A 24,846-nucleotide genomic window follows, 5' to 3' on the forward strand; every position below is an offset into this window, starting at 1 on the left:
GCGCGTCGTGCTTGGCGCCGGCATGATCGGCGTCTATGGCAAGATCCAGCGCGAGGGCGAGGTGGTGCACCTCGTTGCCCACCGGTTGACCGACCTGTCCGGTGAGCTAGCGAGCGTCGGATCGCGAGACGAGGCCTTTCCTCTGCCGCACGGGCGTGGCGATGAGTTTCATCACGGGTCGCCGATGCCCGACCCACGCGGACTGCCGATAGTTCGCGATATCGTCGATCCTTATGGCCACATCGATCAGATCAGGGTCAAGGCGCGGGACTTCAAATAGCTGGGGACGGGGTGATCGAAGGTTCTAGTCCGTTCAAAGCGTGCGACTGGATTGTTGTCGCTATACTAGATTCGCGAAATCAATATAGATCTGCCCCTCGGATCGTGATCGGTGTTAGACGAGGCATATGACCTCCTTGGCGGGACGCTGGCCTCCGGTTTTCGTTTCGTGAATGGCAGTCTGTCAGTCATAAGCAGAAAATAATACAGCCCGCTTATAGGGTGCGAACAACCACGGTTTTCTCACAGATCGTACTTATACTAGAATTGCGAAAATGATATAAAGGACCTATGGCCAAGCAAATTGATCTCATGTTCCGGACGATGGTCGCTGAACTTCAGCAACGGGCATTCGATGACTGTTGAATTTCAGCAGGATGTGATCCGTTTTTCCACGTTGCGCCGCCCCACCTAACCGGCAGAACCGGCTGCTTCTAAACAAATATTTAGAGTTGAGCCGGGTCACGGCGCAATGAAAAACTGGATCAATCTCACCCGGTAATCAACAACATAAGGCCTTATTTCTCGCACGATTCGATTGTTGTTAAAAACCTGTCCATCACGTACCCGACAAGCTCGACGGCGCAGGCTCCAGACAGGCATTCAAACGTATCACAAGCCCGGTCCCAACGAAAAGAAGCCGAAATCGCGTCGTAGTGCTTCGCACAAGCCGGATGAGATCTCACCGCTGCCCTCCGAGGCATCGCTGCATCAGAAATGTTCGCCTCGGTGATATTTGTTGCTTCCATTGCTTAATCCATCGGTCAGAGGTGTCAGGTCGTGTAACGGGGAAACAGAACTTCATTTTCCAGATGCATGTGCTGAACGAGATCTTCCACGAATTTTTTCAAACCAGCATACAGTACGTTCCAAGAGTTGCAGGCGCCAACCGGCGGAGCGAAGCCGTTGGTCAGATGTTCCAGGTTCACGACGTATAGAGCCTCGACTGCGTGCTCACGCTGCATCTGTGCGACCATGTGAACAATCGATACAGTGTCGCTGCGCGTCATCATCGGGAACAGCACAAGTTCTTCTTTTCGCATGTGCTCCTCCAGATCGCCTTGGATCCGTTGCAACAGGATCGCCAGACCGATCGGCGCTTCCGTATGCCCACCGTGGACCCGCTCAACCTTCTGCGCCAGTGGAATGAGCCATTCCAACTCACTACGGTGAACTGCGTGATATCTTGTCAGAAGGCATTCTATTAGGTCCACGGTGTTTTCCGGCACGTCGCGCCGGGCTAAACATAGAAGTGTTTCCAGATCTCCTACCAGCGCGCCGGCGTCAATCCTCGCCTCTCCCGCTGCAGACTCGATCGTAGAGCCGCCACCACAACAAAAATTGATCCCGTGACGTCGAAAAAGATCGGCCGCGCCAGGAACCTCTGTTGCTACGCTTGCGACGGTTCGGCTAAGCTCGATCTGCGTCATGGTCTCTTCCCCTATTGATGGTCGAAGACTGTCCCCAGCCTGAGTACCTCATGCCCGGCACCGCCGATTTGATCGTTGTTCCGGCGCAAACAATATCTGTGCAATTGGTTCACATGGTTGTCGCGCGCTGTAGAAATGCAATTTGTGCATCGACGGCGGCTTTGCCATGCTGGTCAGGTCACTCAGCGGGCGAAGGATGCGCTTTTTGCTTTGGCAATCCAGGCGGCCCCTTCTTTGGCGTGATGGAAACCGTTTGAGAACGGCGCCGTCGGATAGATGGCTCTAAGCCGATCAAGAGCAGACTGGGAACCGAGACGCCGGTCCAGAGCTTCGCGGAAGGTTTTCGCAACCTCGACCATGTCGCAGTCCTGCGGAGACAGGCGCAGCGATCTGATTCCGGCATCCTGCATTTCCTCCAACTCATGCACCAGGGCCTGACAGGTGTGCGACATAGTCTGCACCCCGTTCAGGACGAGAAAGGATTGTCGATCAAGCGTCTTCAGTGACAGGCCATCAGGTTCCTCACCACAGACGAACTGACAATTGTCCTTTATCTTGCCCTTTGACCGTGCATGGGCGCACCGGGCGGAGATCGCCAAGGGAATGCGTCCGAAGACGAAGACCTCGATCGTCGCGCCGGTCTCGGCTGCTGCAATCTGCGAGACAGAGGCGAATGGCAGTTCCGGCGGCAGGCAGATGCGCTCTGCCCCCCTTTCAGCGAGGAGCCGCGCGGTTGCGCTGTTGTAGACATTGACCAGCGGGCCGACAAGGTGCCGGCGTCCCTTGATGAGGCCGATCGCCGAAAGATCGTTGACCTCAATTGGGTAATCCGAGGTCTCGATTAGTTCGCGGACGAAACGGCTTTCGCGTTCCAGTGTCACCAGCGCGAGAGACGAGAAGACCACGGTCTTTCCGGCACGTTCCAGCCGCTCCACCACTTCGACCAGATGCGGTTCGATGAAATGCTGTCGTTTGGAGCATACGGTTTCGCCAATCACGACACGGTCGACTGGTGCTTCTTCGGCCACACGTAAATAGAAGTCACGCCACTTCGGGCCATCCCAAAGATAGTAGACAGGCCCCATCGTCAGTTCGGTCATCGTCATCTCCAGCGCTTCTCATAGGCGCCTACAGTCGTCTTCTGTCCTTCACTCATGGCCCTAAGGCGCGACAGAAGCGGTCCACGCGCCGCCGGTTCGGTGGACAGGGCCTGCCGGAGCGTCGACACGACCTCCGCGACATAGGCCTTGCCGCGCTGGCGTCCCTCGATCTTCAAGGCTGAGACACCGGCGGCTTTCAAAGCTTCGATCTCCCCCATCACATCGAGCGAGACGGGGTCTTCGAAGGCGTAGCCTTCAGCGTCTCCTATGTTGAAGCGGCCCTTGCACAGCGTGGGATAGCCGGCGGCCTCGGCCGGACCGAACCGGTTGATGGTGAAGGGCCCGAGTTCGGAGATCATCTGCGGGCCTTCCTTGCGGTAACGGACATGGCTCGCGGGCGAGCAGATGCCGTTCATGTTGGGTGACTTGCCGGTGGCGTAAGACGACAGCGAGCAACGCCCTTCGGCCATCACGCAGAGGCCGCCGAAGACAAAGACCTCGATCTCGCACGCCACTTTCCTGCCGATCCGGGCGATGTCGGCGATGGTCAACGTGCGGGGTAGAACGACCCGTCTGGCGTTGAATGCCTCGACGAGGAAATTGATCGCTTCAGGATTGGAAGCGGAGGCCTGAACCGAGACATGCAGCCTCTGCTCGGGATAGTGCTCCCGGACATGCGCCATCAGTCCGAAATCTGCCAGGATCAGGGCATCAGCCCCGAGCTTCACCGCGTCGGATGCTGCCCTGTACCAGATGTCTTCATCGCCGGCCCGCATGAAGGTGTTAAGCGCGACGAAGGTTTGGCAGTTTTTCCTGCGTGCATATGCGATCGCGTCCCGCAATTCCTCGGGACTGAAGTTGAGGCCCGGAAAGTTGCGGGCGTTCGTCTCATCCTGAAAGCCGCAATAGACTGCATCAGCGCCGGCATCGACGGCTTCGCGAAACGCGGCCGGCGTACCGGCAGGACATATCAGTTCCATTCAAGCCATTTCCTTCAGTGCCCGGCGGCGGATTACCGTCGCCAGCTGTTCAAAGAGGGGAGCTGCCAGGCCGCCGATCCGTGAAAGGTCCTTGGGCAGGTCAATGTCGCAGTCATCGAGTGCATTGCGCAGAGCAAGCACCGCCTCCATGTCGCCGCTCACTTGCACATCGCGGGAAAAGAACAGGGCATCCGCATCGCAGCGACCTTCGAGAAGTGCCAGTAGCATGAAGAGCGGTGCCTCAACCCCGGCATCCGCAGTGAATGGGGCGCCCTTGCGCACGAGCGAGAGGCTGGGGTCCGCTGGCTTGACGAGGAAGACCAGCGGCAGATCCGCCGGCGTGAACGAGAAGCTGCAGTTCCGGTACGCGCCCATGCGGTCGAACAGGTCGGGATGTGCGTCGAACAAGTGCCCGAACAGCTTCCGGGCCATGTATTCAACCGGCATGATGGGCAGGACGTCGATCGGCATGGCGAACAGGGGCATGAGGTGCATTCTGGTCGATTTCATTTGTGTCGGGAGGCGCAGACTAGTCGGCCCGACAGCCAGGCAGATTGAGCCAGCGCAAAGACGCCAGCGATTTCACGGGCCATATGCAAACCATGACTTACACCGCCCCCCGCCGTCGCTATGACGGGCTTCAAGCCTTTCTCGAAGAACTCGAACTGCGAGGCCTACTCGTCCGCATCACTCCGCCGGTCAGTCTGATGCACGAGGTGACCGAGATTCACCGCCGGGTGATCAGAGAGGATGGGCCAGCGCTGTTGTTCGAAAATCCTGTTGGCGCTGATGGCTCTCCGGCTTGCATGCCGCTTGTCGCCAATCTCTTCGGCACGCGCGAGCGTATTGAACTGGGCTTCGGCATTGGTGCGGGTGAAATTGGCAGCCTTGCCGCGTTGCTGGCTGATCTGCGCGAGCCGAGACCGCCGACCTCGCTGCGGGATGCCATCAGGAAACTGCCCCTGCTACAGTCGGCCTTGTCGTTGGGATGCCGCCGAGTATCGCGGGCACCGTGCCAGGAGGTCGTGCGGCGAGGAACAGAGATCGATCTTTCTCGACTGCCGATCCAGTGGTGCTGGCCGGGCGAGCCGGCGCCGCTCGTCACCTGGCCGCTCGTCATCACCTCGTCGCCGACCGATCCGACAGATGTGAATGTCGGCGTCTATCGGCTGCAGGTGCTCGGCCGCGATCGCCTGATCACCCGCTGGCTGGCGCATCGAGGTGCTGCTCGGCATCATAGGCAATGGCAGTTGCTGGGGAAAGACATGCCGGTTGCGGTTGTGATCGGCGCAGATCCGCAGACCATTCTGTCTGCGGTCATGCCGCTACCGGAATCGATGAGCGAACTTGCCTTTGCGGGCGTCTTGCGGCGTAGGCGTAGCCGTGTGGTGCGTGCGATCACCCAGCCTCTCGACATTCCGGCCACAGCTGAGATCGTGCTTGAGGGCAGCGTGTCGGTCTCCGAAACTGCCCTTGAAGGCCCCTACGGGGACCACACCGGATACTACAACTCCGTGGAGAGTTTCCCGGTCATGTCACTGAGTGCCATAACCATGCGCAGAGACCCGATCTATCTGTCGACCTTCACCGGCCGGCCGGCCGACGAACCTTCTGTTCTGGGAGAGGCGATGAACGACTTGTTCGTGCCGCTGGTGAAGCGGCAGTTTCCCGAGATTATCGATCTGTGGCTGCCGCCAGAAGCCTGTTCCTATCGTGCAATCGTGGTTTCGCTCGACAAGCGGTATCCCGGCCAGGCCCGTCGCGTCATGCTGGGACTGTGGTCGATGCTGCCACAGTTCAGCTACACCAAACTGATCATCGCCGTCGATCCGGATATCGACGTGCGCAACTGGAGCGACATCGTATGGGCCTTGTCGACGCGTTTCGATGCGTCACGAGACATGGTTACGGTGTCCGACACACCCATTGACTACCTCGACTTCGCCTCGCCGAAAGCGGGGCTGGGCGGCAAGCTCGGTCTCGATGCGACGAACAAGTTTGGGGCCGAAACCGACCGGGAATGGGGGAGGGTGCTGCATATGAGCCCGGAAGTGTCTGCGAAAGTGGACCGTATCTGGACTGAACTCGGCATTGGAGAAGCGCGATGAAGAGGCGCGTCATTCTCGGGATCTCCGGGGCGTCCGGCGCTTCGATTGGCCTTCGGATCGCACAGATCCTGGGCGGGATGGTAGACGTGGAACTGCATCTTGTGTTGACATCGGCGTCTCGACGGACAATTGCCCATGAAGCCGGCCCCCAAGCGCTGGGACGCCTGATCGATATTGCCGATCATTTTCACTCCGACGGCGATATCGGTGCTACCATCGCCAGTGGTTCATTCCGCACAGCTGGCATGATCGTCGCGCCTTGCTCGATGCGCTCGCTCGCGGCCATCGCCTCGGGTTTCACCGATAATCTGCTGACAAGGGCCGCCGACGTCCAGCTTAAGGAGCGGCGGCGTCTGGTGCTTCTCGCCCGTGAAACGCCACTCCATCTCGGCCATCTGCGCAACATGGTCTCCGTGACGGAAATGGGGGCCATCGTCATGCCGCCGGTCGCTGCCTTCTATCGCAATCCGATGTCGGTCGATGAGCTCGTTTCCGATATCGCCGCGCGCGCAGTCGACTTGCTCGGACTTTGCGATACGCCGCTCATTGCCGAATGGCAGGGATAGGTCGGCGTAAGCGTTCTATCCTTTGCGCAGGATGAGTGGTCCATAGAACACCACATATCCGACAAAACCCATAATCCAGGCTAGCCCGGCAATTGGTAGCAAGGTCATTGTCTGGGCCGGCGCAAGTGCCGCCGCGATGCGGGCGAGGGCAGACAAGACGATCGGCGCATAGATCAGCCACGTTGTTGTCCAGGGGGCATGCAGGGCCTGGCCTGTATGGCCACGGGTTGCCCGCGTCATGACCGCGAGCGTCATGATTCCGACGGCCCCGGTGGTCCAGGCATGCACACCTGCGGAGCGCAGACCTGTGTTGTCGAGCAGCGTAGGGGCGCTTGCCAAGAAGAACCCGAGTGGCACGAAGAAATAGGCCAGATGCAGGATGGTAACCAAAGGCTCGCGAAATGTCCGTTGTGGACACCATCTCGCCTGCCGCACGATATGGCTGAGGCCCGTGATCAGCATCAGGACGGAGGCAGGCAATGCGAGCGTCTCCGGCGAAAAGGAGGCTGCGATCCAAGCCGTAAGGGCTACGCCTGTCAAAACCAGAACACCAAGGTCGTAACGCGAAAAGGGGGCGGGTAGAGGTCCCGGATTGGTTGCCTTCAGCCAGTTGCCGGTAAAGGCAGGAACAATGCGCCCGGCGACGATCGTGATCAGGAGAATGGTCGCGCTAAGCGCCAGGCGATCGGCCGTTTCAACTCGGCCATAGCGGTAGATCTCCAGATGGAACAGGACTTGGGCTGCGCTGAGGACGACGAGGACCGCGACGATCTTGTAGTTACGTCGATTGGCTGCGGCGACCAGTTCCCGCAAGATGATGACGGCGAGAACCGGAAGAAAGGCGAGCGTCAGCGCGGTTGGGACAAGTGGTCCGGTCAACTGCGAAATGCTGATGGTGATCCGGCCGACCAGCCACAGGGTAAAAAGAAGAAGCAGAGGCAGGCCGGAAACTCCTGGTCTTCCGGTCCAGTTCGGCACGGCCGTCAGGAGGAAGCCGGCGACCACGGCCGGGATGAAGCCGAAGAGCAATTCATGCTGGTGCCAGGCGACCGGTGGCAGGTGTGTTGGCATGTGCATGAAGCCGAGAAACCATGGCACCCAGACGGCAACGGTCAGCGCCGCGACCAGAGCACTGGCGGGGAAGAACAGGCGGAAACCGCCCGACAGCAGTCGTCGGGACACGGAGAGGTCGAGGAGATTGTTCATGTCAGCACCTTTCCTGGTCGACTGTCGCCGGCGACCAGAGCAGAGGAAGATAGTCCGATGCCCACATCAGGAAGGCGAGGGCGAAGAGCGTCGCCGACAGCCCGTGAGGGCCGAGTGGCAGTGACAGCGCGGGGAAGAATTCCGGCAGGCAGCGCAGGAGAACGGCAATGACGAGTGTCACGATGGCGAGCCGGGTCGTGGTTGAAAACCGCAGAGGCCGCCCGGTGTGAAGAAGTCCGGCGACTGATAGGACCTGCATGACGCCAAGGCCCAGTCCTCCCATCAGAGCGAGATGCAGCCCTCCGAGCCAGGGGAGGGGCAGGCCGGTCAGCGCAAGACCGCAGACCAGCAGACCGCCACCGGCGAAGGCACTCGACAGCCAAAACCCTGCCAGTTCGAATGTCAGGCCCTCGCGACCGACGAAACCTTCCGCGACGCGGTCGAGGAAGGCCGCGCCTGCCGCAATCATCAGATAGCCGCGAACCGGCTCCGAGGTACCCAGGAATTCCGCGAGAATGACCAGCATGGTTAGGCCAGAAGAGAGATTGGCGCGGCCGGGATGCGGGCGATAGGGCGAGGTCTGTTCACTCGGATCAAGCACCAGATTGGTCACGGGCACCGTTATACGAGCAAGAGCAAGGCCGAGAAGACCGAGGAGCGCTAAGCCCGCCGTCCTGATCGCTGCTTCCGCCATGGCAGGGTGTTCAGCCGCCATGGCAATGCGCAGCACTGCCGCCGCTGCGGCGAGGGCCGCAAGAAACAAGATAAAACCGAGGAGATAGGTGGTCCGCACGGCAATCGCCAAGCGTAACGCGTAAACCAGCAAGAAGATGATCCAGCTCTGGTCCAGTAACAGTCCGACGAGCCATGCCTCTTCCGCGCCGAAGAGGCCGATGACGCGCGCCAACGCCCAGAGGCTCGCCAGGAGGAAGAGAGGCCGGCCATGCAGACGGGGGGTGTCTGTCCATTCCGCCAGAGCGGAGGTCAGGAACCCGAGAAGGGCGCCTCCGAAGGACCCGATGAGCATTTCCTGGGCGTGCCAATGGCCGGGCAGGGAGCCTGCCGCGAAGGGCAACTCGAAAGACCAGAGGATAACCCAGAGGAACGGCCAGAGCCCGGCATGTAGGGCTGCAAACGGAAAGAGCAACCGCAGACCTTCGGCCGACATCGCCTCTACGATACCGGCCGGGATCACAAGACGTCTGATTGCCACCACGCTCATGCTATTTTCCTCTCGTCGCATTCCTCGATGACGGAGAAAAACGGGTTCTCGCGCAGCAGGCGCCTTGCCGTTTCAAAGACCAGTTCGTCGCTGCGTTCTCCCGGCGCATGGGGAACTGTCACGCAGTCGAGGACGCCGTGGCCGCGCCGGTCGAGCACTGCAATGCGGTGGCAAATGCGAACGGCCTCCTGGATGTCATGCGTAATGAATAGCCCGCCCGTGCCGCGCCTGGCGACGGTGGTAATCACCAGATCCTGCATGCGTCTGCGCAGTGCGGCGTCAAGCGCGGTGAATGGTTCATCGAAATAGACGAAGTCAGGATCCCCGACGAGCGCGCGGGCAATCGCTGTGCGCTGGCGCATGCCACCGGAGAGCTGGGAGGGAAATTTTTGACAGTCTGCCTCGTCGAGAGACACCCGCCGGCAGGCTGCCGCGATCCTGTCGATTTTCTCGCGGCGACTGAGCGAAATGCCGGAGAGGCCGAGGCCGACATTGGCGGCGACAGTCACCCAGGGCAGGAGGCGGGGTTCCTGGAAGACGAAGGCGCTGCGCCGATAGCCGCGTTCGACCGTGCCATGTCTAGATGCAATAAGCCCTGCCGCGATCTGGGCCAGTGTGCTCTTGCCGCAGCCCGAGGGGCCGACAAGCGCGACCATTTCACCTTTGCGCACCGCAAGGCGGATGTTGTCAAGAATGGCTCTGCCCAGGAAACCGTGTCCGATTGATTTCAACTCAAGGAGATTCATCGATGCACACCCCAGGGACGTGCCGCCTCCCGCCATGCCTCGGCCTCGGCGCGCAACGGTTGGAGAAGGCCATATTCGACCGCAAGGAGTGCAAAGACGGACAGTAGTATCCAGGCGAGTGCCGCCTCCACGTCGAGGCTGGAACGGGCATTCGCCAACTGGCCACCGATCCCGCCGGCATTGGCCAGCAGTTCTGCCATCACGGCCGCCTTGAAAGCGGTGCCGAGGGCCATGACGAGGGCCGGAAACAGCGTGTCGAGCATCTGACGCATGGCAATTCCGACGAGACGGCGCATTGGAGACAGACCCGCCATGCGAGCCATGTCTTCGAGTGCACGATCGCGCGTGAGAATTCCCTCTGCCGCACCTACAAACACCAGAGGCAATGCTGCGACGGCAGCAGTCGCCACGACGGTACCCGCACCGCTGCCGAACCAGATCATTAGGAGTACGATCCAGGCTATGGGCGGGATGCCGATGAGCAAGGTGACCTGAGGCCGCGCTACGCGCATGACGGCTGGGTGATAACCGGCGACGATGCCGCAGAAGGCGCCGATCATCGCGGCCAAGGCAAAGCCCAGAAGCGCCCGGGTCCCTGTCGCTGCCACAAGTATCCAGTTTTTGGGAATGAACATCAGCTGGATCAATGTCGCAAATGTCGCCGCCGGCGTGGGCAGGACGAAGCTGCCATAGATTTCCGCGCCGAATTGCCAGACGGCGGCGAAGACCGCCAGTCCCGCGAGGCCGGCCCAGCCCAACCAGAGGAACTTCAACGTTCGCGCCGCACGATTTGCCAGACCCGCCATCGTCAAAGCCTCAGAGATAGAGTGCTGGATCGGGCATGCGGCCACCCACCATTTCAGGGTGCGTCTCCGCGACGGCCTTTAAAAGCGTCTCGATCGGATCACGGAGGTCGCGAGCGGGGACGGCAACCAGATTGGAATGAGGGATCGATGCCTCCAGCACGGGCCATGGCAGTTCAAGTGCCGACGCGGCCTGGCTGGCTGCCGCCGCCGGGTCGGCATTGACTTCTGATGTCGCCTTGGCGAGTGCCGCCAGGAGTGCCTCTACCCTATCAGGCTGTGCTTTCAGGAAAACGTCGGTGAGGGCCAGGCCCGCCTGGGGCATGACGGGGCTCTTGCCATTCATCTCGCCCCATTCGATCTGCATGTCGATCGCCCTATAAAGGGCCACACCGCCCGTCTTCGCGCGGAAGATTGCGGCCGACACGGCCGGCTCTGGCAATAGGGCGGTTTCGATCCGGCCCGCCAGCAGCATCTGCATCGCCTCGATCGGTGTTCCGGCCCGTTCGATCTCCACTCTTCCCGTCATTCCATGATGTGCGAGAGCGGCATCGAAGATGAGTTCCGGCGTGTCATTTGGAAACGGGACGGTGATGCTGCGGCCATCGAGATCCGAGATGCTGCGGATACCCGGATCACGCGAGACGATGTAGAGAAGTCCGTTCGTCATGATATTGGCAAGCTTGAGGCCGATGCCTCGGGTGTGGAGGTTGGCGGCCGCCGTAGTCGGCATGACGACGGCCTGCATCGACCCGGAGGACAGGCCGGCCCGCATTTCGTCCGGCGTGCGCCAGATCTTGAACTCGACCTTGTTGGCGACATCGCGCAGCAATCCCTTGCCGACAGCATAGGCGAGTGTGATCGACGGACCCGCTGGAGGACCATGGAGGACAAGCTGATCGAGGGAAGCACCAAGGGCTCCACGGTTGAGGAAAGGCAGGGCGAGTGTGGCTGCAATGGTGGTACAAATAGTGCGCCTGGTCACTCCGATGGAGGGCCGCATATCTGTACCCTTGTCGTTTGATCCGAGTTTGATCACGCGGTCGCTCGCCATCGGCTGCCTTCTTCTAATGTGAACTGCTGGATCACCTTTATCGGATGCCGGCATTGCGTTGTTTGACGTGCGTCAAGGATCGGAGCAGTCAGAATTTATTTCGCCGGTTCCGAAATCACGGTCGAGCTTGGCCCGGGAGCACCGCGCTTGTTCCCACGCTCAGTAGGCGAGCGCCGCTATCGGATCGGCCCCGAACAGGAGCGCGTGCCCGCCTGTCAGCAGCCATATGGTTGCCCCACACGTTAGGACAAATGCCGTCAGCATCGGTCCGTCCAAGCGCAGCATCGTCCGTCCCTCGATGAGTGCTGCCAGCGGTATGATAGAAGTCTGAGCCTGGACTAGGTGCCAGTCCAGATCCGGCCGTCGCCGTGCCCGACGATCGAGGATGAACAGACCCACGACGGAAAATATCCCGAGTCCGCCGAAAAGGGTCAGGGAACGGAGGTCGCCATTGACCAAAAGATGTCCAAGAGACCACAGAATGAAGCCCCAGAGCACCGGGTGACGGGTGATGGCGACTATCGCTCCGGCGTGCGCTCCGGGGGGCGCATCGGAGGCTGTGTCGTAGCCAGCAACAGGAGCGTGTCCGGCCCGCAAACTGATAGAGAAGTGATTGGGGCTGATGAGACCAGCAAGGACGAGGAAGAGCGCGAGCGGCGATGTAACGATCGTCACGAGTGCCTGCCAGCCGGATGGGTCCCAGAGCTCGACAAAGTCGCTGCGAAGTGCTGCGTGAACAACCCAGACCATCACGGCGACCGAGACGGCCGAATAGGCGGCCAAATAGGTCCGTGATCCGATCAGGGAGATCAGATTGGATCGCAACATAGGAATGGCCGGAACGGAATGCAGCAGCAGGAAAACAAGCAGCGACAGAATGAGCTCGTTCATTGGGCCGAACCGACCGTCTCGTCTTCGATTGCCAGAAGACAAAAAAGCAGCATCTGCTCCGCAGCGACGTGGCGCCTCAGATATTCCTGGAAGCCACGCACCATATTCGCCACGATATCCAGTCCGAGCCTGGATCGACGGCCAGCAATTGCGGTAAGCGTGAGGGCCAACTCTCGTGCAGCCCGGTGATCCACGCGGTGCTCTGCCTTGATCTGGGCGATCATAAGAGATCCGAAGCACGAGCCAGCATGCCGCTCGAGATCCGGATATAAACTATCTTCTTCTATCCTGTGCGCTGCCGAGATCAGGGGTTCCATCGTCTTTGCGAGGCGCTGTGTTTTTGGCGGGACGCGCCCGACGTCCAGTTCAGCTGCCACGTCCTCGAGCTCCAGGCAGAGCTGGAGGAGGTCACGGTGATGCACCTCAAGTTGTCGCACTTCCGCCGCCGTCAGTCCATGCGTCGATGAGCACATCCTCGCCTCCTACTGTCCGATAAAAAGGATGAAGGCGATCGCCACGGAGGCCCCGATGGCCGTTATCGTTCCAGCGGGCTGGAGAACGCCCATGCGGTGGAGCATGAGTGCGAAAACCATGATTGCCGGGGTGGCCACCAGGAGGCCAATCTGTGCATCGGTCATGTCGGGCATCCTTATATTCCGAGCCGTCACACTGCCTTGCCTTTTGTCAGCCTTCTTTGCGTTCCCGCAAAGAGGAGCGTGGTTGTGGCATCTAAGTCTCGTCGTAAGGACAAGGAGAAAAGACATGGTGTTCGACACGATTGCGCGGAAAGACGCCGATGAGGATCAACTGCTGCTTTGGATCCTGGTGTGGAGCGAACTGATCGCCTTCGGCATCCTGATCGTCGCCTTTCTTGTCCTCTCTGGCCTTCACGCGGAAGCCTTCGATCTCGCGCGCCTACACTTGCGACCGGGACTTGCTGCCACCAACACCGTGATTTTGCTTGTGAGCGGCTATCAGGTTGCGATTGCGGTAAGGCGGCGCGATGCGCTATCCCGCGTCAGGAGGCCCCTGGTGATCGCCGCGCTGCTCGGCTTCGCCTTCGTCGTGGTGAAGCTTTTCGAATACTGGGGTGAGGTCCGCTATGCAGGCAATGCCACCCTCAACATCTTCTTCGAACTCTATTTCCTCATCACCGGATTCCACCTTCTGCATGTGCTTTTCGCAGGCATCGCACTACTTCTGATCGCTTGGCGCCCGGCAAGGGAGAATGTCCTCCTGATCGGCACATTGTGGCATGTGATCGACCTCGTCTGGCTTGTGCTGTTTCCGATCCTCTATCTCGCGTGAGAAACATCATGACCCGAAGAGAACGCGAAGAGCTTCTGGGTGCGCTTGCGGCTCTCCTGACGCTCGCCGTAGGCGGGGCGGTAGTGGCCGCACTTGCCGGAGACACGGTGGTCCCCGTCGCGGCCGTCCTTGCTATGGCTTTTGCCAAGGGACGATTGATCATTCTCGATTTCATGGAGTTTCGTGACAGCCGAAGCCTTCTGCGCGCGGCGTTGATTGCATGGCCCTGCGTGCTCTTGACCGCCGCCTTCGCGCGCTCCCTCGCCGTGGCCGTGTTTTGAACACCTGACCGCTTCCTTCTTTGCCAAAAAGCAAAGAAGTCTTCTGGCTGCGGCTTAGAAAGACGACGTCCCGCAATGCCGGAGAGCGGATCGCCGGATGTCATGGCGGGGATTAATGGCCGGCACAGAGCTGCCGGCAGACGGAAGGACAAAGGCATGGCAGAGCGCCTGACCAAGACCGGAGCGCGCAACGTCTTCTATGGCGGCTCCATATTCTTTTTTGCGATCTTCGTGGGGCTCACCGCCCATAGTCACTATTACATCCGCACGGTCTCGACCGACGAGACGACGCTGACCGCCGGCGTCGCCCGCGGCAAGCATGTCTGGGAAAGGAATGCCTGCATCAATTGTCATACCTTGCTGGGAGAAGGCGCGTACTTCGCACCCGAACTCGGCAATGTCTGGACCCGCTGGGGTGGTCAAGACGATCGCGACAGCGCGCGCGAAACCCTCCGCTCATGGATGGCGGCACAGCCCTCTCGTGTCGAAGGCCGTCGGCAGATGCCGCAATTCAACCTGACCGATGACGAGATCAACGATCTCTCCGATTTCCTCGAATGGACCAGCAAGATCAAGACACAGAACTGGCCGCCGAACGAGGCCGGCTGAGCCCTTCGTGACCTCAAGGAGACATGAGATGAAATACCAAACCCAGAAGGTCGCGATGCTGTATTTCTACGGCGCGCTCGGCCTCTTCCTCGCCCAGGTCCTGTTCGGCGTTGTTGCCGGCACGATCTACGTCCTGCCAAACACGCTCTCCGAACTGTTGCCCTTTAACATCGTTCGGATGATCCACACGAATTCGCTGATCGTGTGGCTGCTGATGGGCTTCATGGGCGCCACTTACTATCTGCTTCCCGAAGAAGCGGAAACCGAGCTTTACAGCCCCAAGCTGGCTGTCGCCCAGTTCTGGATCTTCCTTATCGCGGCAGCGGCGGCAGTCGTGGGTTACCTGTTTCACATCCACGAGGGCCGCGAATTCCTCGAGCAGCCTTTTGTCATCAAGGTCGGCATCGTCATCGTCGCCCTGATGCTGCTGTTCAACGTCACCATGACGGTCCTGAAAGGCCGCAAGACGGTGGTCACCAACATCCTGATCTTCGGTCTCTGGGGCGTGGCGATCTTCTTCCTGTTCGCGTTTTACAATCCGACCAACCTGGCGCTCGACAAGATGTACTGGTGGTATGTCGTGCACCTTTGGGTCGAAGGCGTCTGGGAACTGATCATGGCCTCGGTACTGGCCTTCCTGATGATCAAGCTGAACGGCATCGACCGCGAGGTGGTCGAGAAGTGGCTCTATGTCATCGTCGGCCTCGCACTGTTCTCTGGCATTCTCGGCACAGGTCACCATTATTACTGGATCGGCGCGCCGGGCTACTGGCAGTGGATCGGCTCTCTCTTCTCGACTCTGGAAGTGGCTCCGTTCTTCACCATGGTCATCTTCACCTTCGTCATGACCTGGAAGGCGGGCCGCAAGCATCCGAACAAGGCGGCGCTGCTGTGGTCGATCGGCTGCTCGGTCATGGCGTTCTTCGGTGCCGGCGTCTGGGGCTTCCTGCATACGCTGTCGTCGGTGAACTACTACACACACGGAACGCAGGTGACGGCTGCCCACGGGCATCTCGCCTTCTTCGGCGCCTATGTGATGCTCAACCTTGCCGTCATGGCCTATGCAATTCCGGAACTGCGCGGTCGCCAGCCGTATAACCAGTGGCTGTCGATCGCCAGCTTCTGGATGATGTGCACAGCAATGTCGGTGATGACCTTCGCGCTCACCTTCGCCGGCGTTCTTCAGGTGCATCTCCAGCGCGTGCTGGGCGAAAGCTACATGGACGTCCAGGACCAGCTGGCACTGTTCTACTGGGTCCGCCTCGGCTCCGGCGCAGTTGTTTTGGTCTCGGCGCTGATGTTTGCCTGGGCCGTGCTCGTGCCCGGCAAGGAAAAGGCTCCGGCCTTTGGCGGATATGTCGAGCCTGCCGAATAAAGTGCCTGCTCCGCCGTCTCTGAGCGAGACGGCGGGGTTTTCCGGATTTTTGAGGATCAGAACCATGAACGCCATTCCCCGCAATCTTCATAGCGATATCCCGGCCTATTCGCCGACCGGCAATGAATGCGCGCTGTTCGAAACGGCCTGGACACGGCAATTGCCGTTGCTGTTGAAAGGTCCGACCGGCTGCGGCAAGACCCGATTTGTAAGCCATATGGCTGAGAGGCTCAGCCTGCCGCTGACCACAGTCTCTTGCCACGACGATCTGGCGGCGGCCGACCTGACCGGTCGTTATCTTCTGAAGGGCGGCGATACCGTCTGGGTCGATGGTCCGCTCACTCGCGCCGTCCGGCAAGGCGGCATCTGCTATCTCGACGAGGTGGTCGAAGCGCGCAAGGACGTTGCCGTCGTGTTGCATCCGCTGACCGATGATCGCCGCATACTGCCATTGGAGCGGACCGGCGAGGAACTCGCTGCGCCGGCCTCGTTCATGCTCGTGGTTTCCTATAATCCCGGCTACCAAAGCCTGCTCAAGGCGTTGAAGCCTTCGACGCGCCAGCGCTTCGTCGCGATCGAATTCGACTTCCTTCCCAAGTCACGGGAAATCGAGGTTGTGTCTGCCGAAAGCGGTTTGTCGGTTACTGCCGTCGAACCTCTGGTCGAACTGGCCCGGCGGCTTCGGACGCTCAAGGGGCATGATCTCGAGGAAGGCGTATCGACCCGCCTTCTCGTCTACTGCGCGAGCTTGATCGATGCCGGTCTTTCTCCCCGCGATGCCGTTCGTGCGGCAATGATCGAGCCACTGACCGATGAACCGGATGTGCGCTCGGCTCTTAGCGAACTTGCACAAGCGATCATCCGCTAGAAGTGAGGCTCTTATGCTGGATTTTCTCGAGCTGGAGGAAACCGTCGGGCGCGCTTGGCACAACCTCGCCGGCGATACCCGGACCTGGCCGCGCTATCCGGCGGAGGCGGTCAGGCTAGAGGACATGCTGGTGGTGCTTTCCGTCTGCTTCCGTGGCTTCGGCGGTGAAAGAACGGTTCAACTTTTGCCAGCGCGGGGCAACACTTCGACGCATCGCTTGCGGTTGCGCCAGCGCATGGGGCTTGGGGAGGAAAAGCTTATCCAGCCCGCGCGCGACGAGGCGAGCCTGATGCTGCCGCCGGTGATCGACCTTATGCCGGAACAGGAGCTCAACCGCGACCTCTACCTCTGGCTTGCTGCCTCAATGGCCGTTATGCCGCTTGAACCCGTGGTGCATGTAGATCCACTGCGACGCGACTTTGCCACGCTGGAGCAGGCATCCGCGCTTGTAGAGCGGGTCCTGGAAGCCTTTCCGGGTCTTGCCAGCCGTTATCGCCGGCTTTGCCTCGCCCTGCTGGCCGAACGCCAGAGGGGTAAGCTGCCACGTGTCGAGCAGCAGATGGAAGCGCGCGCGATCGACCTGCTGCGCCAGGGTGCCGACCTTGCGCCGCTGGTGATTCACGGGGATCTGCCGCTCTCGACCCCTCCCGGTTATCTGCCGGTCCTGCCCGTGCCACTGTGGCCGCAGGCTATGTCGCGGGCGGAATCGGACGGGCGACAGGCGCCAGACGAGCCTGTCGGCGCGGGGAGCCGGCAACAACAGGTGGGCGGCCGTCATGTCGCTATGCGCGAAAAGGATTCCGCCGCCAAAGGGGAGCGCAGCCCTTTTATTCTCAACCGGTTTGAAAAAATCCTCGCCATGGCCGAAATGGTCAATGTCGACCGGCCTTCCGACGACAGTGATGATCACGATGCCACAGCTGCGGATGAACTCGACGAAATGGTGCTGGGCGAGCGTCAGGGACGCCCGTCGGCCCGCTTTCGTTTCGATCTCGACCTGCCGCCAGAAGCGCTTCTCCACGCGGCGCTGCAATCCGACCTAACCTATCCGGAATGGGATTATCGCCGAGGCATCTACCTCAAGGATCATTGCCGCGTCGTTGTCGGTCCCGCGCAGACAGAGGGGGATGCGCACGTTCAGAGCGAAGAGATGAAGAGCCTCGTCCGCCGTGTTCGACGCCAGTTCGAGGCGATGCGGCCCAAGCACGAACTGCTGCGAGCGCAGTTCGACGGCGCTGACCTCGATCTGGATGCGGTCGTTCGCAGCCGGACGGAATTCACGGCGAGCGGCGAATGCTCGGATCGCATCCACCTGATGAGCCGGCCTCAGACCCACGACCTCGCCGTGACCTTGCTGGTCGACGTTTCACTTTCGACAGATGCTTGGTTCAACGACCGGCGTGTGCTTGACGTCGAGAAGGAGGCTGTGATGGTGCTGGCTGAGGGGCTTGCCGCCTGCGGCGACAATCACTCCATCCTCACCTTCACCTCCAGGCGGCGGGACTGGGTTCGGATCGAAACCGTGAAGGCCTTCGACGAACCGATGAGTGCAACCGTCCGCCAGCGCATCGCCTCGCTGAAACCCGGATATTACACCCGCATGGGGGCTGCCATCCGCCATGCGACCGCCGCACTGGCCGAACAGCCGAACCGAAAGCACCTGCTGCTCGTGCTGACCGACGGCAAGCCCAATGACGTCGATCACTACGAGGGACGCTTTGCCCTTGAGGATACAAGGCGCGCGATCACCGAGGCGCGGCGACGCGGCGTGCACCTCTTCGGCGTTACCGTAGATCAGGACGCCAAGACCTATGTGCCGGCCATCTTCGGGCATCATGGCTTCGCTGTCGTTCCCGACATTCGTCGGCTTCCGGCGGCATTGCCCGCGATCTACCGCGCGCTCGTCCGCTGATTCGCGAACGCGCAAGAAGGAGCCCGGCTCGTACGGACCGAGCCGGGCTCTTTCATATTCGCTGACGGGGCTCAGGCGGCGGCGGCGTGTGTGCGTCCGCTTTCGCCCAGATAGGCATCGAAGCAGGACGCGACAGTCCGGATCAGGAAGCGGTGCTTCGTGTCGACCGTCAGATTATTGCCATTCAGCGATACGATACCGTCGGCGAGCAAGGTCTCCAACATTGCATTGGTTTTTCTCAGGGCCTCGACGGGGTGGCCGAACCGTTGGGCGATGTCTCCAAGGTCAACCTCGAAATCGCACATCAGCCGTTCAATGACCGAGGCCCGCATCCGGTCTTCGCCGGTTAATCTGTAGCCTTTCGAGGTTGCAAGCTCGCCCGACGATATACGCTGCGCATAGCGCCCGATCGCTACGTCGTTCTGAACATAGCCCTCGGACATGCGCCCGATCGCGGATGCCCCGAGTCCGATAAGGGTTTGCGAGCCGTCGGTGGTGTATCCTTGAAAGTTGCGGTGCAGCTCGCCACGATCGGCGGCGATCGAAAGCGCGTCGCCGGGCAGCGCGAAGTGATCGAGGCCGATCCGGCGGTAACCGGCAGCAACCAGCGTCTCTGCGATTGCTTCCGCCTGGGCGTGGCGCTGTCGGCCGTCTCCCAGAGCATTTTCATCGATCAGGCGCTGATGTTTCTTGAACGTCGGGACATGCGCATAACCGAACACGGCAAATCGCTCCGGTCTCATGGCGGCGGCGATGCGGGCCGTTTCGGCAGCCGAGTTGACGGTCTGGTGCGGCAGGCCGTAGATCAAATCAAAATTGATGCTGTCCGCTCCGGCGTTGCGAAGACCGGCCAAGGCATCGGCGGTCTGCTCGACGGTCTGGATACGGTTGATCGCCTTCTGCACCTTCAGATCGAAGCTTTGTACACCGAGGCTGGCGCGCGTCAGTCCTGCTTGTCCGAGCGCATCCGTCATTTCCGGCGTCAGGGTCCGAGGGTCGATTTCGACGGCCAGTTCGACTGTCCGGTCAAGTTGGAACGCGCGATCGAGCGATTGCTTCAGGTCGAGAAACTCTTCTGGCTTCATGATCGTCGGCGTACCGCCGCCGAAGTGAATGGTGTCGACCTTTTGCCGCCGACCAATTGCCTCTGAGACCAACCGCACTTCCCGCTTCAGCACGGTGAGATAGTCGAGGATCGGCGCATCCTTCTGGCTGATGGTCGTATGACAGCCGCAATACCAGCACATCGAGCGACAGAAGGGCACATGGAGATAGAGCGACGCCGGCTCCGTCTCAGAAATCTTTCCGAGCAGATCCCGGTAACTGCCGGGGCCGATGACGCTTGAGAAGCGTGGAGCCGTGGGATAGCTGGTGTAGCGGGGCAGGCGGGTCTCGCCGTAACGGCTGACGATGCCGCCAGTTGTAGTGTCGCTGGTCATGGTGTCGCTCCAATTGATCTGACCTTGACAATAGTCACGACGCGCGATGCCTCTTTGTCGAAAGGCAAGCATCATTTCGTTGACAGACGCACGCTCATCTTTGTCGCAGCACAACGATGCGCAATGGCAATGCGGTCTAGATATTTGAGCCACTGCCCGTTTGGTGGTGACAGGTGCCAACTCAATCTACAGGACCAAGTATCCATGACATTGCTCGACGAGCAGACGATCTCGCTTGACGTTCGAACCATTCCGCGGCCAGCACGACATCCGCAGATTTTCGGAATGTTGAATTCGCTCCAGCCAGGCCAAGCCGTGACGCTGATTGTCGATCACGACCCGGTTCCATTACACTACCATTTGGAAACCCATTTCGACGGGCTGTTCAGGTGGGACTATCTTGAACGTGGCCCGGAAATCTGGCGTGTGCAGATCACGCGGGAGAAACATGAAGGGTGTAATTGCAATTGCGGTGGCGGTCATTGATGTAGAGTGGAGCGGCTGCCCCGGCAGCCGCTCCATCCGCGATTAAATCGATCGGCATTTTGTTGTGTGCCCGGTCCAGGGAGAGGTGATCTTATGCAGCCGCGCTTCAAGGAACTCGATGTTCGGCCGATGTTGATGAATGGTGGAGAACCGTTTCCGTCCATTATGCAGGCGGTCGAACTGTTGGAGCCGGGTGAGGGCTTGCGGCTCATGGCGACGTTTCGACCGACGCCTCTGCTGAGCGTGATGGCCAGGCGCGGCTTTTCGGCGGATGTGAGGCAAATCGATGACGGTAACTGGGAGGTTCTGTTTTCTCCTGTGGAGAAGCCTGTTCCGCAGGTCTCGGTCTCGGCCGGCGCGGAAGAGGCAGCAGGATGGCCGGATCCCCTGTGGCGGATTGACCTCACCGGCCTTGAGCCTCCGGGTCCGATGGAGAAAGTCCTCTCACGTATCGACCTCATGGATTCTGGCGAGGTCCTGTTCGCCATTTTTTCGACCGAGCCCGTCTTCCTAATGCCCGAACTTGAAAAACTCGGGCATCAGTGGGTTGGCAATTACGACGATTCAGGCAACACCTACCGCATGTTCATCCGTATCGGCGGTGGTGCCTGACGGTTGGACTGGCGCCGAACACGTGTCAGAAGTGGCGCTGCGTTGATCAGGAAGAGCGTAAACCCCGCAATCCACAGGAGCCCTGCCGCAACAATCAGCAGGAAATAAGACTCGGGCAACAGATCGGCCGCCACCCGAATGAGGCCTGCAAGCAGCAGGCAGGGGCTCGACAATAGGAGCGCTACAGCTCCTCGCTCGGATCGGCCAATATGCAAGCGGATAGAGCGGTTCATGATAGCCAGGATCATGCCTGCTACAGCACCAATTCCAAGCAGATGAAGCCCCGCATGGTCCGGCATGACCCCCAGGCTCGCGGCAGCAACACCGAAAAGTCCAAGCGGAATAAAGACGTAGGATAGCTGCAACGCCAGGATCAAGGGTGCGCCGAGAACGAAGCGGCTGAACCAACCCTTTATACGGATTAACTGACATGTCGTGGCTATGCAGGTGGCAATGGTTGTCATTGCACCGTGCGGCGCTGCGGTCCAGATCATCAAAGCGACCGCCGTTGACAACAAGACCGCTCGATCGATTTTCCGGTTGGCGGGTTCAAGTCGCTTTTTACCGCTTTGTGCCAGCCAACTGTTGGTGAAACTCGGTACCAATTTTGCACTGGTCGACGTGATCAGCAGGACATAGATCGACAAGCTTGCGCGTACCCAGAATGTGGTATCGGTGGTCGTCGCGGCGGAAGCATGAAAACCGGCATTGAACGCCGAGAGTAGCATGAGCGCTGCTAGGGGCTTCAGATCAAGCACACGCCGAGACTTCCGAAACTCCCTGGCACAGAAAAAGGCGAAGATGGGGAGAAAGAGCCAGTCGACCGAAAGGCATAGTAACATCGGCAGGTGATCGACCGAGAGCAAGGCGATCCGCCCCGCCAGCCACAGAAGCGCGAGACCCGCCAGCGGCCTGCCTGCCAGAGGGAAGCCACCTGTCCAGTTAGGGATTGTGGTCATCAGATAGCCGACGAGAGCGGCAGTAGCGAAGCCGAACAGCAATTCGTGCGCATGCCAGTTTGACTGACCGTAGCGATGGGCAAAGTCAAAGTCTTGCGTCAACAGCGCCAGCCACAAGATCATCGCGATGATCGCCCACACACCGGCCCCCAGGAAAAATGGACGAAATCCATAGGATAGAAGAACAGGGCCGTCCTGCTGAAGTCCCCTCGGCGTACCATGACCTCTCAGTTGAGATGTTATCTCCCGTGGTATTTTTTCATAGGTGTTCTTGTCCAAACGCATTTTTCCTTCGCAAGACTTTCTGGCCAGATACGATTGATCCAGATCAAACTATTTGGTCCTATTATTGAGCTGGTGGCAGAATGCCGCATTCGATCTCCTGTTGAAGTTGTTCCACATCAAATAAAAATCTGCACCTCCATTTAAAACAGAAAGCAACGGAGCGCTTCCTGCTCTGCTCTTCTAAAAGGAGTGAATGACATGACCGATAGCTTCAGTTTCACCAGGCGAACAATACTGGCGGGTGCTTCTTTCGCCGGTGCCCTTGCGCCGATGATGGCGACGACGACGGCGCGGGCGGAAGGCGGTGACATCAAGACCGATGCGTCGGCAGTTGCCGGCGATATCGCCAAGCTGGAGCGTATCAAGGTCGACCTCGTCCGTCCCCCATTCGTCCATGCGCATGCCCAGAAAGCCGAAGGCGCGCCGAAGGTGGTGGAATTCACCCTGACGATCGAAGAGAAGAAGATCGTCGTCGACGACCAGGGCACGGAAGTGCACGCCATGACGTTCAACGGCTCTGTGCCCGGTCCAATGATGGTCGTGCATCAGGGCGACTATGTCGAGCTGACCCTGATTAACCCGGAAAGCAACAGCCTGCAGCACAACATCGATTTCCATTCAGCCACAGGTGCGCTGGGCGGTGGTGCGCTGACCCTCGTCAACCCGGGTGAAAAAGCAGTGCTGCGCTTCAAGGCGACGAAGGCAGGCGTCTTCGTCTATCACTGCGCACCTCCCGGAATGGTTCCGTGGCACGTCACATCGGGTATGAACGGTGCGATCATGGTTCTGCCGCGCGAGGGACTGACCGACCACAAGGGCAACGACCTCGTCTACGACAAGATTTATTATGTCGGCGAGCAGGATTTCTATGTCCCGAAAGACCAGGACGGAAACTTCAAGAAATACGAAAGTGCGGGAGACGCCTATACGGACGTCCTGGATGTCATGAAGACACTCACGCCGAGCCATATTGTCTTCAACGGCGCGGTCGGCGCTCTCACCGGCGACAATGCGATGACGGCGGAAGTGGGTGATCGCGTTCTGATCGTACATTCGCAGGCAAATCGCGACACTCGCCCGCACCTGATCGGTGGCCATGGCGACTTTGTCTGGGCGACGGGAAAGTTCGCCAACCCGCCGGAACTCGACCAGGAAACGTGGTTCATACCAGGCGGTGCGGCGGGGGCTGCTTACTATACCTTCCAGCAGCCGGGCATCTACGCCTATGTCAACCACAACCTGATTGAAGCTTTCGAGCTCGGTGCTGCCGGCCACTTCAAGGTCACCGGCGATTGGAATGATGATCTGATGACCGCGCTGGTCAAACCTGAAAGCTGATCTGTCGGAAATAGAGGGTGCCCGCCGTCGGGCACCTTCAAGATTTGTCTCTTTGACAACGAGCATCGTCATGTCAATTTCGATCCCCACATCTGGCCACTGGCTGTCCATGGGTTCGGTCGCGCTGCCGATCGTTCTCATCGGCGCTCTCTCGCTCGCCTTGGCGACGCAGTCCGGCGTCGTGCGGTTCAGCACTGCGAGCCTTCCCTCGCCGCCGACAATTTTGATCGCTGCGGGTTCTTTTTCCTACCGCCAGCCAGGTGAGTTCTATCGCTCCGGTTACGCCGTCGATGGTCCAAAAGCAGCCGAGGCAATGCTGCGGCCGGTGACCATCATGAAGTACCAGGTCAGCACGATGGGCTACGACACCTGCGTAGCCGAAGCGGCGTGCCCCGCGCGGGAATCGGTGACGCCGTCGCTGGCCCATATGCCGGCGACAGGCGTCAGTCATGACGATGCGACAGCCTATGCACGGTGGTTTTCGGAAAAGACTGGTGTTACCTGGCGCCTGCCGAGCGACAAGGAACTCGCTTTCGCTGCTGGTAATAGGTTTCCGGATGATGCGCTGGGGATAGATCCTTCTGGCAACAACCCGGCACTCCGCTGGCTCGCCGACTACGAGCGGGAGGCTGCTCGCAAGGGATCGCGAGAGCCGGAGCCGCTTGCATACGGCAGTTTCGGTGAAAGTGAGCATGGTCTCTCCGACTTTGCCGGCAATGTCTGGGAGTGGACCTCGACATGCAATCGTCGCGTCGATCTGTCGATCGAAGGACAGGCGGTAACTTCCGAAAGCTGCGGGGTCTACATTGCTGCGGGAAAACACCGCGCGCCGTTAAGCTCTTTTATCCGTGATCCGAAGAGTGGCGGCTGCTCCGTCGGGGTTCCTCCAGACCATGTCGGTTTTCGTCTGGTCAAAGATACCCGTTGGTACGCGCCTGTGCTCTATGCTCTTCACCTCGGGTGATGTAGCTTGCTGCCGCCTCACCGAT

26 protein-coding genes and 1 pseudogene are annotated in these 24,846 nt (G+C 59.9%); 13 read left to right on the top strand and 14 right to left on the bottom strand.

Annotation, left to right across the window (positions count from 1 at the left end):
- Window positions 1-280, top strand: a pseudogene (locus GVK95_RS19115) (DNA-binding protein); the annotation flags it as partial.
- Window positions 281-1,052: 772 nt separating this feature from the next.
- Here the strand turns inward: GVK95_RS19115 and GVK95_RS19120 are convergent.
- The 4 genes from GVK95_RS19120 to GVK95_RS19135 all read right to left on the bottom strand — a co-directional run bounded on the left by GVK95_RS19120 (window position 1,053) and on the right by GVK95_RS19135 (window position 4,236).
- Window positions 1,053-1,709, bottom strand: a complete 657-nt coding sequence (locus GVK95_RS19120) for a DUF542 domain-containing protein (protein ID WP_159952297.1) — start codon at window positions 1,707-1,709, stop codon at window positions 1,053-1,055.
- Window positions 1,710-1,891: 182 nt separating this feature from the next.
- Window positions 1,892-2,815: a U32 family peptidase gene (locus GVK95_RS19125; RefSeq protein WP_159952298.1), complete on the bottom strand. Its 924-nt coding sequence runs from the start codon at window positions 2,813-2,815 to the stop codon at window positions 1,892-1,894.
- On the bottom strand, window positions 2,812-3,789 hold the full coding sequence (locus GVK95_RS19130) for a peptidase U32 family protein (protein WP_159952299.1): 978 nt from the start codon (window positions 3,787-3,789) through the stop codon (window positions 2,812-2,814). Before GVK95_RS19130 ends, GVK95_RS19125 begins: the two co-directional genes overlap by 4 nt.
- Window positions 3,790-4,236 (bottom strand): SCP2 sterol-binding domain-containing protein, encoded by a 447-nt coding sequence (locus GVK95_RS19135; protein WP_244618833.1) that lies wholly within the window; start codon window positions 4,234-4,236, stop codon window positions 3,790-3,792. It abuts the gene before it with no gap.
- Between the two features lie 155 nt (window positions 4,237-4,391).
- Between GVK95_RS19135 and GVK95_RS19140 the strand changes: the two genes are divergently transcribed.
- The gene (locus GVK95_RS19140) at window positions 4,392-5,897 is read left to right on the top strand and encodes a UbiD family decarboxylase (RefSeq protein WP_159952301.1); all 1,506 of its coding nucleotides are present in this window, start codon (window positions 4,392-4,394) and stop codon (window positions 5,895-5,897) included.
- A complete protein-coding gene (locus GVK95_RS19145; RefSeq protein ID WP_159952302.1) occupies window positions 5,894-6,463 on the top strand; it encodes a UbiX family flavin prenyltransferase in 570 nt (189 codons plus the stop codon). The genes GVK95_RS19140 and GVK95_RS19145 overlap by 4 nt, the downstream gene beginning before the upstream one ends.
- Before the next feature lie 15 nt (window positions 6,464-6,478).
- Here the strand turns inward: GVK95_RS19145 and GVK95_RS19150 are convergent, their stop codons facing one another.
- The 8 genes from GVK95_RS19150 to GVK95_RS25075 form a co-directional block, all read right to left on the bottom strand.
- Entirely contained in the window at window positions 6,479-7,669 is a 1,191-nt protein-coding gene (locus tag GVK95_RS19150; protein WP_159952303.1) for an NnrS family protein, read from the bottom strand.
- A gap of 1 nt (window position 7,670) precedes the next feature.
- The gene (locus GVK95_RS19155) at window positions 7,671-8,891 is read right to left on the bottom strand and encodes an NnrS family protein (protein ID WP_159952304.1); all 1,221 of its coding nucleotides are present in this window, start codon (window positions 8,889-8,891) and stop codon (window positions 7,671-7,673) included.
- A complete protein-coding gene (locus tag GVK95_RS19160) occupies window positions 8,888-9,637 on the bottom strand; it encodes an ATP-binding cassette domain-containing protein (RefSeq protein WP_159952305.1) in 750 nt (249 codons plus the stop codon). The genes GVK95_RS19155 and GVK95_RS19160 overlap by 4 nt, the downstream gene beginning before the upstream one ends.
- Window positions 9,634-10,443 (bottom strand): ABC transporter permease subunit, encoded by an 810-nt coding sequence (locus GVK95_RS19165; RefSeq protein ID WP_159952306.1) that lies wholly within the window; start codon window positions 10,441-10,443, stop codon window positions 9,634-9,636. The genes GVK95_RS19160 and GVK95_RS19165 overlap by 4 nt, the downstream gene beginning before the upstream one ends.
- Before the next feature lie 10 nt (window positions 10,444-10,453).
- Window positions 10,454-11,494, bottom strand: coding sequence for an ABC transporter substrate-binding protein (locus tag GVK95_RS19170; protein ID WP_200844329.1), 1,041 nt, complete (start codon window positions 11,492-11,494; stop codon window positions 10,454-10,456).
- Between the two features lie 159 nt (window positions 11,495-11,653).
- Window positions 11,654-12,385 (bottom strand): NnrU family protein, encoded by a 732-nt coding sequence (locus GVK95_RS19175; protein ID WP_159952307.1) that lies wholly within the window; start codon window positions 12,383-12,385, stop codon window positions 11,654-11,656.
- Window positions 12,382-12,858, bottom strand: a complete 477-nt coding sequence (locus GVK95_RS19180) for a hemerythrin domain-containing protein (RefSeq protein ID WP_159952308.1) — start codon at window positions 12,856-12,858, stop codon at window positions 12,382-12,384. The genes GVK95_RS19175 and GVK95_RS19180 overlap by 4 nt, the downstream gene beginning before the upstream one ends.
- 9 nt (window positions 12,859-12,867) lie before the next feature.
- The gene (locus GVK95_RS25075) at window positions 12,868-13,023 is read right to left on the bottom strand and encodes a hypothetical protein (RefSeq protein WP_200844330.1); all 156 of its coding nucleotides are present in this window, start codon (window positions 13,021-13,023) and stop codon (window positions 12,868-12,870) included.
- Window positions 13,024-13,147: 124 nt separating this feature from the next.
- On the opposite strand from GVK95_RS25075, the gene GVK95_RS19185 reads away from it, so the two are divergent.
- The 6 genes from GVK95_RS19185 (at window position 13,148) to GVK95_RS19210 (ending at window position 18,738) form a co-directional block, all read left to right on the top strand.
- Window positions 13,148-13,693, top strand: coding sequence for a cytochrome c oxidase subunit 3 (locus tag GVK95_RS19185; RefSeq protein ID WP_244618821.1), 546 nt, complete (start codon window positions 13,148-13,150; stop codon window positions 13,691-13,693).
- A gap of 8 nt (window positions 13,694-13,701) precedes the next feature.
- A complete protein-coding gene (locus tag GVK95_RS19190; protein WP_159952310.1) occupies window positions 13,702-13,974 on the top strand; it encodes a cytochrome C oxidase subunit IV family protein in 273 nt (90 codons plus the stop codon).
- Window positions 13,975-14,130: 156 nt separating this feature from the next.
- Window positions 14,131-14,583 carry a cytochrome c gene (locus GVK95_RS19195; RefSeq protein WP_159952311.1) on the top strand — a complete coding sequence of 151 codons (453 nt, stop codon included), beginning with the start codon at window positions 14,131-14,133 and terminating at the stop codon, window positions 14,581-14,583.
- A 28-nt stretch (window positions 14,584-14,611) separates the two neighbouring features.
- Window positions 14,612-15,958: a nitric-oxide reductase large subunit gene (locus GVK95_RS19200; protein ID WP_159952312.1), complete on the top strand. Its 1,347-nt coding sequence runs from the start codon at window positions 14,612-14,614 to the stop codon at window positions 15,956-15,958.
- A gap of 64 nt (window positions 15,959-16,022) precedes the next feature.
- Window positions 16,023-16,826 carry a CbbQ/NirQ/NorQ/GpvN family protein gene (locus GVK95_RS19205; protein ID WP_159952313.1) on the top strand — a complete coding sequence of 268 codons (804 nt, stop codon included), beginning with the start codon at window positions 16,023-16,025 and terminating at the stop codon, window positions 16,824-16,826.
- Window positions 16,827-16,839: 13 nt separating this feature from the next.
- Window positions 16,840-18,738, top strand: a complete 1,899-nt coding sequence (locus tag GVK95_RS19210) for a nitric oxide reductase activation protein NorD (protein ID WP_159952314.1) — start codon at window positions 16,840-16,842, stop codon at window positions 18,736-18,738.
- A 71-nt stretch (window positions 18,739-18,809) separates the two neighbouring features.
- Here GVK95_RS19210 and hemN read toward each other — a convergent pair whose 3' ends face one another.
- Window positions 18,810-20,177 (bottom strand): oxygen-independent coproporphyrinogen III oxidase, encoded by a 1,368-nt coding sequence (gene hemN, locus GVK95_RS19215; RefSeq protein ID WP_159952315.1) that lies wholly within the window; start codon window positions 20,175-20,177, stop codon window positions 18,810-18,812.
- Window positions 20,178-20,381: 204 nt separating this feature from the next.
- Here hemN and GVK95_RS19220 point away from each other — a divergent pair, with 204 nt between their 5' ends.
- Window positions 20,382-20,663 (top strand): DUF2249 domain-containing protein, encoded by a 282-nt coding sequence (locus GVK95_RS19220; protein ID WP_159952316.1) that lies wholly within the window; start codon window positions 20,382-20,384, stop codon window positions 20,661-20,663.
- Window positions 20,664-20,756: 93 nt separating this feature from the next.
- Window positions 20,757-21,275 carry a DUF2249 domain-containing protein gene (locus GVK95_RS19225; protein WP_159952317.1) on the top strand — a complete coding sequence of 173 codons (519 nt, stop codon included), beginning with the start codon at window positions 20,757-20,759 and terminating at the stop codon, window positions 21,273-21,275.
- Here GVK95_RS19225 and GVK95_RS19230 read toward each other — a convergent pair.
- Window positions 21,239-22,513, bottom strand: a complete 1,275-nt coding sequence (locus GVK95_RS19230) for an NnrS family protein (protein WP_159952318.1) — start codon at window positions 22,511-22,513, stop codon at window positions 21,239-21,241. The two genes, GVK95_RS19225 and GVK95_RS19230, sit on opposite strands and share 37 nt — an antisense overlap.
- Window positions 22,514-22,717: 204 nt before the next feature.
- Here GVK95_RS19230 and nirK point away from each other — a divergent pair, with 204 nt between their 5' ends.
- Complete coding sequence (gene nirK, locus GVK95_RS19235) at window positions 22,718-23,857, top strand: copper-containing nitrite reductase (RefSeq protein WP_159952319.1); 1,140 nt, start codon at window positions 22,718-22,720, stop codon at window positions 23,855-23,857.
- Window positions 23,858-23,927: 70 nt separating this feature from the next.
- Window positions 23,928-24,821, top strand: a complete 894-nt coding sequence (locus tag GVK95_RS19240; RefSeq protein ID WP_159952320.1) for a formylglycine-generating enzyme family protein — start codon at window positions 23,928-23,930, stop codon at window positions 24,819-24,821.
- Window positions 24,822-24,846: the final 25 nt, after the last annotated feature.

This window comes from Rhizobium sp. 18065 (assembly GCF_902706095.1).
In the GTDB taxonomy this organism is placed as follows: domain Bacteria; phylum Pseudomonadota; class Alphaproteobacteria; order Rhizobiales; family Rhizobiaceae; genus Allorhizobium.